Source organism: Metallibacterium sp. (assembly GCF_054637675.1).
Window position 1 is genome coordinate 81,272 of the sequence record NZ_JBTSRB010000007.1, and the last position, 9,600, is coordinate 90,871.

Consider the following 9,600-nt stretch of genomic DNA (forward strand, 5'->3'; position numbering starts at 1 on the left):
TCATCATCCGTACTCCCCACGGCCTGATCAGCGCTCCGATCAGGATCCATCGTGTTCGCATATTTCGTCATGATCACCGCTGAGCCCAGAGTCCCATATGAGCAAGAAAAATACCTACATCGTCGCCATGGTCGGTGCCACCGGCGCTGTCGGTGAAACGCTGCTGCAAATTCTTGCGGAGCGCAAATTTCCGATTTCCGAACTGGTCCCGCTGGCCAGCGAACGCTCGGCCGGTGGGCAAATCGAGTTCGGCGCGCGCGCGCTCAACGTGCGCGTGCTGAACGACTATGACTTCGCCGGAGTCGATATCGCGTTCTTCTCCGCCGGTGGCGCGGTCAGCCGCGAACATGCGCCACGCGCGGTGGCGGCGGGCGCGGTGGTCATCGACAACACCGCCGAGTTTCGCTACCGGGACGACATCCCGCTAGTGGTCAGCGAGGTCAATCCGCATGCCATCGCGCAACACACCGCGCGCGGCATCATCGCCAACCCCAACTGCTCGACCATGCAGATGCTGGTGGCGCTGGCGCCGATCCACCGCGTCGTGGGCATCACGCGCATCAACGTGGCCACATACCAGTCGGTGTCCGGGGCAGGGCGCTCGGGGCTGGAAGCATTGGGCCGCGAATCCGCGCAACTGCTCAGTTTTCAGGAGGTCGAGCCGGGTCGGTTTCCGCAGCGCATCGCCTTCAATCTGATCCCGCACATCGACGTGTTCCAGGACAACGGTTACACCAAGGAAGAAATGAAGATGGTGTGGGAGACACGCAAAATCCTCGAGGACGACAGCATCCAGGTGAACCCCACCGCAGTGCGCGTGCCGGTGTTCTACGGCCACGCCGAGGCGGTGCATATCGAGACGCGTGAAAAGATCACGGCTGCGGCGGCGCGCGCGCTGCTGCAGCAGGCACCGGGCGTGGTGGTCATCGACGAGCACGTCGATGGCGGTTACCCGACACCGGCCGTGCATGCGCAGGGCACCGATCCGGTCTACGTGGGTCGCATCCGCGAGGACATCTCGCATCCGCGCGGACTGGACTTGTGGGTGGTGGCCGACAACATCCGCAAGGGCGCCGCGCTCAACGCCGTGCAGATCGCGGAAATCTTGGTGAAAAGCTCAATCTGATCTAAAGTTGCGCCACTTTGCTCAGGCGCCATCGCATGTTGGCGCCGGCATCCATCGATTGGGGGCTTGACGATGAAACGTGTGGCATCGCTGGCTGTTGCGGTAGCACTGGCACTGGGCACGCAGCAAGCCTTGGCGTTGGGCCTGGGCCAGATCCAGGTCAAATCGGCGCTGGGGCAGCCCCTGCTGGCCGAGATTCCGTTGCGCCTTGATAACGCGAAAGAAGCCAAGAGCCTGCATCTGGCCATCGCCTCGCCGGCCGATTATCAGCGCGCCGGCATCAGCACCAACCAGATGGCGATTCCGCTGCAGTTCGCCGTGATCACCACGCCCGACGGCGGCAAGGCCATCCGCGTGACCACGGCCGATCCGGTGCGTGATCCCTACATCGATTTCCTGCTGGATGCAGGCTGGGCCAACGGCAAGCTGATCCGCGAGTACACGGTACTGCTCGATCCGCCAGGGTTCGCCAGTAGCGCGCCAGTTGCGGTACCGGCACCGCACACGGCGCGCTTGCATACCTTCGCTGGTGCAGCGCAGCCCGCGACGCCCGCGACCACAAGCAGCACGAGCATGCCATCGAGCGCGATGGCGAGTTCCGCCGGCAACGGCAGCTACACCGTGCACAGCGGCGACACGCTGTACGCCATCGCCCAGCGCAATTTGCCCACCGGTGTGGGCATCGACCAGATGCTGCGCGCGCTGCAACAGGAAAATCCGCAGGCTTTCATCCACGACAACATCAATGAACTCAAGCGCGGCGCGATTCTGCGCATTCCGTCCGCCGCCACGGCCAGTGCGATTCCTCCGACGGTGGCCAGCGCTGCGGTGCGCCGGCAAATCGAGGACTGGCGAGGTCGTGCCGCGCAGCCGCTGCTGAATGCCTCCAGTGCAGCCGCCACGCAAGCGCCGACACAGCAAGCCCTCGCGCCTTCTGGGGGACGCCTTGAACTGGTGCCACCCGCTCGCGGCGGTGGGGCGGTCACCCGCGCCGGGGTCAAGGGTGGTACCGGTGATGCCGCCGTGGCCGGACTCAAGCGGCATCTGGCACGTGCCGAGGAAAGTCTGGCCAGTGAAAAAATGAGCAGCGCGGATCTCAAGGCGCGCGTCGAGCAACTGCAGCAGCTCACCACCAACAACGCCAAACTACTGGCGCTGAAGAACAACGAAATCGCGCAATTGCAGGCCAAGCTGGCTCAAGTCGAGTCCAGCGCAATTGCCAAGGCGGCTGCAGTCGCCACACCGGCCAGTCCGCTCAGCGCGATGACCCGAGCCGGCACCCCGGCGGTGACCCGCAGCAGCGCACCTGTGCATGCGGGCAGCGTGGCGATAGCAATGCCGGCAACGGCAGCCAGCGTCGCCGCCACGCCACCCACCATGGTCGCCAAGCCGGCGCTCAAGCCGGTGGTCAAGTCCCGGCCGCTCCCCGAGGTCGAAACACCGTTCTACATGCGGCCCATGGTGCTGGGTGGCGCCGCGATCGTGATACTGCTGGGGCTGCTCGGATTCACGCTGGGCCGCAAGCGTAAGCCGGCGCCCGCGCCGCGCGCCTCGCTGGCCGACGAGTTCGCGGCCGGTGCACCAATGTTCGCAGACGCTGAAGCCGGCGCGTCTGCGGATGCCGGACACGCGGACGAGGACGAGGCGCAACTGCAAACCGAATTGCAGCAGCATCCGCACGATCTGGGTTTGTACCTGGAGCTGGCCTCCCTGCAGTATGCGCGCAGCGATACCGATGCCTTCGTCGCCACCGCCGAAGCCATGCACGTACAAGTCGATGATCCGGACGCAGCCGAGTGGCAGGCCGTGGTCACCATGGGCGCCGAATTGCGCCCTCAGCACGCTCTTTTTGCCAGCGCAGCCGCAGCGACCGAGACACACGCGGATTCTTTCGACGCCGCTTTCGATCTGGCTGAATCCGCCCCCGAACTCGCCGAGCCGGGCATGGCGGCGGCGCAGCCGCCCTTGCATCAGTTGGACGCGCACGTCGAGCAGGGCTTCGAGGATCCCTATGCGCCAATGACTGGCGCCAGCTCCGGTTTCGACAGCGATCCCATCGATACCAAACTCGATCTGGCGCGCGCGTATCTCGACATGGGCGACCGCGAAGGCGCGCGTTCCATGCTCGAGGAAGTGCTCGCCGAAGGCAGCCAGCTGCAGAAGGACGAGGCGCAGCGGCTGCTGGATTCCGCGCATTGAGCGGAGCTGTGCAGGTCTGGTTCGCGCACGCGCTGAGCGGCGCGGAATTCGGCCCGCGCCAGCAGCAGGAGTTGCATTGAAACCATGCGCATCGCATTGGGTATCGAGTACGCCGGGGACGCTTTTCTCGGCTGGCAGCGCCTGAGCCATGGCGCGTCGGTGCAGGCTGCCGTCGAGGCCGCGCTATCGCGCGTGGCCAATCACGTGCTCGAGGTGACCTGCGCCGGGCGCACCGATGCGCGCGTGCATGCGCGCTGCCAAGTGGTGCACTTCGATTCCGTTGCCGCACGCACACCGCGCGCGTGGATGCTCGGCGCCAACAGCGTGCTGCCGGCGAGCGTGGCGGTGCGCTGGGCACAGCCGGTGACTGCGGAGTTTCATGCGCGTTTCAGCGCGACCTCGCGGCGCTACCGTTACCGCATTCTCAATCGCACCGCGCGCGCTGCTCTGGAGCACGATCGCGTGGCCTGGGAGCGCGCGCCGCTGGATGCCGAGCGCATGCATCGCGCCGCGCAGGAGCTGCTGGGCGAACACGATTTCTCGGCCTTCCGCGCACTCGCCTGTCAGGCGCGCCACGCGCGGCGCACGCTGCTGCAAGCCGATGTACACCGTGTGGCGGATGAGGTGATCGTGGACATCGAGGCCAACGCGTTCCTGCATCACATGGTGCGCAATATCGTCGGCTCGCTGCTGCCGATCGGTCGCGGCGAGCGGCCCGAGTGCTGGCTGCGTGATCTGCTGCAGGGCCGCGAGCGCACCGTGTCCGGGCCGACCGCGCCGCCGCAGGGCCTGACTTTCATCGGGCCGCGCTATCCGGCTGTTTTCGGCCTGCCCGAGGAGGTCAGCGCATGAGGCCGCGCGTCAAGATTTGCGGTATCACCCGCGCCGAGGACGCGCGCCTCGCCGCAGCGCTGGGCGCGGACGCCATCGGCCTGATTTTCACGCCACGCAGCCCGCGATGCCTTACGCTTGCACAGGCCTTGGCCATTCGCGCGGCGCTGCCGCCGTTGGTGGCCATCGTCGCACTATTCATGGATGCGCCGGCGGCCGAGGTGATGGAGGTCAGCGCGGCGCTGCGGCCGGATCTGCTGCAGTTTCACGGCGCCGAGGACGACGCATGTTGCGCGGGTTTTGGGCGGCCGTGGTTCAAGGCTTTGGCCATGCGCGAGGCGGGTGACGTGCCCGCGCGCATGGCGCAGTATCCACATGCAGCCGGTTTCGTGCTTGATGGCCACGCGATCGGTGAACTGGGTGGGCAGGGCCAGGGTTTCGACTGGGCGCAGTTGCCGCCACTGACCACGCCGTGGCTCTTGGCGGGCGGGCTGACTGCGGATAACGTGGCGCGGGCTGTGCGCTTTGCACGACCGTGGGGTGTGGATGTGTCCAGCGGCGTGGAAAGCGCCGTCGGAATCAAGGATACGCGCAAGTTGCAGCAATTCTTCCGAGAGATTCATCGTGAAACCGCAGCGCAAGACCGAGCCTGAGATCGACTTCAACGCCTACCCCGATGCCATGGGCCGCTTTGGTGCCTATGGCGGCGTGTACGTGGCCGAAACCCTGATCGCGCCGCTGGCCGAGCTCACCGCGACCTATCTGAAGCTGCGCGATGATCCCGCGTTCCAGGCTGAGCTTGCGCACGACCTCAAGCATTACGTCGGTCGCCCCAGTCCGATTTATCACGCGCAGCGTCTGTCGCGCGAGGTCGGTGGCGCGCAGATCCTGCTCAAGCGCGAGGATCTGAATCACACCGGCGCGCACAAGATCAACAACACCGTGGGTCAGGCTATGGTGGCCAGACACATGGGCAAGACGCGCATCATCGCCGAGACCGGCGCCGGCCAGCACGGCGTAGCCAGCGCCACGGTGGCTGCGCGTCTAGGCCTCGAGTGCGTGGTGTACATGGGTGAGACCGATATCGCGCGCCAGGCCATCAACGTGTTCCGCATGAAGCTGCTGGGCGCCACGGTGGTGCCGGTCAGCTCCGGCTCGCGCACGCTCAAGGACGCACTCAACGAAGCGCTGCGCGACTGGGTGACCAACGTGCGCGACACGTTTTACATCATCGGCACGGTGGCTGGTCCGCACCCGTATCCGATGATGGTGCGCGATTTCAACGCCGTCGTCGGACGCGAAGCGCGAGCGCAAATGCTGACGGAATACGGACGCTTGCCGGATGCGCTGACCGCCTGCGTCGGCGGCGGCTCCAATGCCATCGGCTTGTTCCATGCGTTTCTCAATGACCGCGACGTGCGCATCGTCGGCGCCGAGGCCGCCGGCGAGGGACTGGCCAGTGGCCGCCATGCCGCTTCGCTGGCGGCCGGCCGCCCCGGCGTGCTGCACGGCAATCGCACCTATGTGCTGTGCGACGACGATGGCCAGATCACCGAGACGCACTCGATCTCGGCCGGTCTCGACTACCCCGGCGTCGGCCCCGAGCACGCGTTTCTGAAAGACGCCGGCCGTGCCGAGTATGTCGGTGTGACCGACGTCGAGGCGATGCAAGCCTTTCATCATCTGGCGCGCAGCGAAGGCATTCTGGCCGCGTTGGAATCAGCGCATGCCGTGGCCCAGGCCATCAAGCTGGCGCGCGAACTGCCGCGTGACGCGCTGGTGCTGTGCAATCTGTCCGGCCGCGGCGACAAGGACGTGCATACCATCGCGCAGCGCGAAGGCATTGCGCTTTGAGGCAGGGAGCTGGGAGCGTCGGGACTTGTGACTCGGGAAAGGCAAGAGAACGAGAGGTGCGAGGTGCGAGCAGGCAAACACGCTGTCATCCTGAGCGCAGCGAAGGATCTTTCAGACGAAAACCACGCGTCTTGCGAGGCGAGCCCATCGTAGGCCAGACCGGTAAGCCCAACTCGTGGCAGCGCTGATGGATGTTCTCACGTGAGTATCGGATCAGGTCTGTGTATCGAGTATCTCGCTGATCGTGCCGATCTTGTCGATGCTTTGGCTGCGTTTCACTTCCGGGAATGGGGTTTTCTGCGACCCTCGGAAACCCTGTCCGAGCGCACACGGCGTCTGCGATTGTGCTGCGAACGCGGCGGTCTCCCCACAGCCGTGGTGGCGACAATCAAAGGTCAGCTGTGTGGCTCGGCGATGCTCGTGGCAAACGATATGGATCTGCCTGCAGATCGAACACCTTGGCTGGCAGGCGTGTACGCCGTTTCGCAGTGGCGTCGCTGTGGCTTCGGTGCGGCCCTGATCCATCGTATTGAGCAAGAGGCGAGTACCACAGGGTTCAGAACGCTGTACCTTTACACGCCCAGCACGGCAGCGATGTATGCCCGTCTCGGATGGACATTGCTCGAGCGTCGTGAATACCTGGGAGCCGATGTGTCAGTGATGTCGAAGCAACTCGTGGGATGAGTGGAATCCGGATCGCATGAATCGAATCGACCAGCGCTTCGCACAGCTCAAGGCCGCCGGGCGCACCGGGTTGATCCCCTTTGTGACTGCGGGCGATCCTGACCCCGCGGCGATGGTGCCGCTGCTGCACGCCTTGGTCGATGCCGGCGCGGATCTGATCGAGCTGGGCATGCCGTTTTCAGATCCGATGGCGGATGGTCCGGTGATTCAGCGCGCCAACGAGCGTGCGCTGGCGCGCAAGATCGGACTCACGCAGGTGCTGGAGATGGTGCGCACCTTTCGCCGCGACGACACGCACACGCCGCTGGTGCTGATGGGCTATCTCAACCCGATCGAGATTCGCGGCGTCGAGCACTTTGCCGAGGAAGCCGCCAACGCTGGCGTCGATGGCCTGCTGCTGGTGGACAGTCCGCTGGACGATGCCGCGCTGTGCGCGCAAATGCAGGCACGACACTTGCACCTGATCCGTCTGCTGGCGCCGACCAGCAGCGCCACGCGCACGCACGATCTGGCCGCGCGCGCCTCGGGTTTCCTGTATTTTGTTTCCATAACGGGCGTTACCGGCGCGGCGCGCGCCGACGCTGCGGCGATTGCTCCGCAAGTACAGGCGCTGCGCCAGCAGGCGCGGGTGCCGGTCGCGGTCGGCTTCGGCGTCAAGGATGCTGCCGGCGCGCTGGCCATTGCCAGTTTCGCCGATGCCGTGGTGATCGGCAGTGCGCTGGTCGAGTATTTGCAGGGCAGCGGCGGCGACACCGATGTTGGCGCGCGCGCGCGCGCATTTCTCGCCCCGATTCGCGCCGCGCTGGACGCGCGCAAGGCGGCCTGACGCACAGGCCGCATCCGCACGCTTTTTCAGGAGTACCGCATGAGCTGGTTGCAAAAACTCGTCCCCGGCAGCGCGCGGCGCGAGCGCCGCGCTGCACCGCGCGGCAAGGTGCCCGAGGGCGTCTGGGAAAAATGCGCAGGCTGCGGCGCGGCGCTGTATCGCCCCGAATTGGAGCGCAATTTGATGGTCTGCCCCAAGTGCAGCCATCACCACCTGCTGTCGGCGCGTATGCGTCTGTCCGTGTTTCTGGATGCCGAAGGTAGCCGCGAACTGGATGCCGGCGTGACACCGGTCGACGCGCTGGGTTTCCGCGACTCCAAGAAATACCGCGATCGCATCGGTATCGCGCAGCAGTCCACTGGCGAAAAGGACGCGCTGATTTCCATGCACGGAAGCCTGTGCGGACAACCTCTGGTGGCGGTGGCGTTCGAGTTCGCCTTCATGGGCGGCTCGATGGGTTCGGTGGTGGGCGAAAAGTTCGCCCGCGCTGCCGAGCATGCGCTGGAACTGCATTGCCCACTGGTGTGCTTCGCGGCCACCGGCGGCGCACGCATGCAGGAAGGCCTGCTGTCGCTGATGCAGATGGCCAAGACCTCGGCCGCGCTGGCGCGCCTGCGCGAGGCCGGGCTGCCGTATGTCTCGGTGCTGACGCATCCCACCACGGGCGGCGTATCGGCCAGCCTGGGCATGCTGGGCGATATCAACATCGGCGAGCCCAAGGCGCTGATCGGCTTCGCCGGACCGCGCGTGATCCAGCAGACCGTGCGCGAAACGTTGCCCGAGGGTTTCCAGCGTTCGGAGTTTCTGCTCGAACACGGCGCCATCGACATGATTCTGGATCGCCGTCAGCAGCGTCAGCGCATCGCCGATTTGCTAGCGTTGCTGCAGCGCCAACCGGCGCGTGCCTGCGCCTGATCCGCCCTGCGCCTGCATGCGGGCTGGTTCTGATCCGCGTAGCCTTGCCTCAGGGCTTGTTGTCACCGCCGCGCCGCGCGCGCGCGCGTGCAAGCGCTGCCGCCAGCGCCAGCGCGTCGCCGTCGACGCTGCTGGTTGCGGCATGCTGTGTCTGCTGCACGAGTTCTTCGCCAAGGCGCTGCTGGCGCGCACGATGACGCAACCGTGCCGCGTTCGATTCTGCAACGCTCATGCGCGGCAAGACGTTCGGGAGTAGCTCGATGCAATCCACGGGGCAGGGCGCAACGCACAGTTCGCAGCCGGTGCATAGCGCTTTCAGCACCGTGTGCATGCGCTTGCTTGCGCCGACGATGGCATCGACCGGGCAAGCCTGGATGCACTTGGTGCAGCCGATGCATTCGGCCTCGCGGATGTACATCAGTGTGCGTGGTTCGTGCTCGCCACATGCGGGATCCAGCGGCAGCGGCAATTGACCGAGCGCGCTCGCCAGCGCGGCAATAGTGGCGCTGCCGCCGGGTGGGCAGCGGTTGTGCGCGGTGTCGCCACGCGCCATCGCCTCGGCGTAGGGCATGCAGCCGCCGTAGCCACATTGCCCGCACTGCGTCTGCGGCAGCAGCGCATCGAGGCGATCGGCGAGGACGGAATCGGCAGTCATGATGAGTACGCTCGATGCGCCGTGTGGGTCGGAGTGGGCAGGCGCTCCATTGTGCAGTCAGCGTCACATCGTTGCATCACGCGTTGATGCCTGGGCTGCGACAGGTTCGGCGCCATGCGAGCATGCGCTCCGATGAATTCAATCCATGCGCCGATTGGTTCGCGCAAGATCATCCACGTCGACATGGATGCGTTTTATGCATCCGTCGAGCAGCGCGATGATCCCGCGCTGCGCGGGCGGCCGGTGGTGGTGGCGTGGCGCGGGCCGCGCGCGGTGGTATGCGCGGCCAGCTACGAGGCGCGCGTGTTCGGCGTGCGCTCGGCGATGCCGGCGTTGCGCGCGGAGCGGTTGTGTCCCAGGGCGGTGTTCGTGGCGCCCGACTTCGCGCGTTATCGCGCCGTCTCGCAGCAGGTGCGCGCGATCTTCGCGCGCTATACCGATCGGGTTGAACCGCTGTCGCTGGATGAGGCTTATCTCGATGTCAGTGCGCCGCGCAACGCGTTGCCCAGC

General features: G+C 65.9%; 10 protein-coding genes. 9 read left to right on the plus strand and 1 reads right to left on the minus strand.

All coding sequences use genetic code 11. The features are described from left to right. Window positions 1-97 precede the first annotated feature (97 nt). The 8 genes from ACYDAT_RS04280 (at window position 98) to accD (ending at window position 8,435) form a co-directional block, all read left to right on the plus strand. The gene (locus tag ACYDAT_RS04280; protein WP_461442014.1) at window positions 98-1,126 is read left to right on the plus strand and encodes an aspartate-semialdehyde dehydrogenase; all 1,029 of its coding nucleotides are present in this window, start codon (window positions 98-100) and stop codon (window positions 1,124-1,126) included. A gap of 72 nt (window positions 1,127-1,198) precedes the next feature. Then, window positions 1,199-3,325, plus strand: a complete 2,127-nt coding sequence (locus ACYDAT_RS04285; protein WP_461448602.1) for a FimV/HubP family polar landmark protein — start codon at window positions 1,199-1,201, stop codon at window positions 3,323-3,325. Window positions 3,326-3,409: 84 nt separating this feature from the next. Beyond that, window positions 3,410-4,177: a tRNA pseudouridine(38-40) synthase TruA gene (truA, locus tag ACYDAT_RS04290; protein WP_461448590.1), complete on the plus strand. Its 768-nt coding sequence runs from the start codon at window positions 3,410-3,412 to the stop codon at window positions 4,175-4,177. Next, entirely contained in the window at window positions 4,174-4,809 is a 636-nt protein-coding gene (locus tag ACYDAT_RS04295) for a phosphoribosylanthranilate isomerase (RefSeq protein WP_461448592.1), read from the plus strand. Before truA ends, ACYDAT_RS04295 begins: the two co-directional genes overlap by 4 nt. 28 nt (window positions 4,810-4,837) lie before the next feature. Continuing rightward, on the plus strand, window positions 4,838-6,010 hold the full coding sequence (gene trpB, locus ACYDAT_RS04300) for a tryptophan synthase subunit beta (protein ID WP_461439479.1): 1,173 nt from the start codon (window positions 4,838-4,840) through the stop codon (window positions 6,008-6,010). A 201-nt stretch (window positions 6,011-6,211) separates the two neighbouring features. Further along, a complete protein-coding gene (locus ACYDAT_RS04305) occupies window positions 6,212-6,694 on the plus strand; it encodes a GNAT family N-acetyltransferase (RefSeq protein ID WP_461448594.1) in 483 nt (160 codons plus the stop codon). 16 nt (window positions 6,695-6,710) lie between these two features. Beyond that, window positions 6,711-7,520, plus strand: coding sequence for a tryptophan synthase subunit alpha (trpA, locus tag ACYDAT_RS04310; RefSeq protein ID WP_461448596.1), 810 nt, complete (start codon window positions 6,711-6,713; stop codon window positions 7,518-7,520). Between the two features lie 39 nt (window positions 7,521-7,559). Beyond that, entirely contained in the window at window positions 7,560-8,435 is an 876-nt protein-coding gene (accD, locus tag ACYDAT_RS04315; RefSeq protein ID WP_461439477.1) for an acetyl-CoA carboxylase, carboxyltransferase subunit beta, read from the plus strand. A gap of 49 nt (window positions 8,436-8,484) precedes the next feature. On the opposite strand, the gene ACYDAT_RS04320 is transcribed toward accD, so the two are convergent. Next, window positions 8,485-9,090 (minus strand): RnfABCDGE type electron transport complex subunit B, encoded by a 606-nt coding sequence (locus ACYDAT_RS04320; protein WP_461439478.1) that lies wholly within the window; start codon window positions 9,088-9,090, stop codon window positions 8,485-8,487. 132 nt (window positions 9,091-9,222) lie between these two features. Between ACYDAT_RS04320 and ACYDAT_RS04325 the strand changes: the two genes are divergently transcribed. Continuing rightward, the coding region (locus ACYDAT_RS04325; protein WP_461448598.1) for a Y-family DNA polymerase at window positions 9,223-9,600 on the plus strand (378 nt) is incomplete at its 3' end.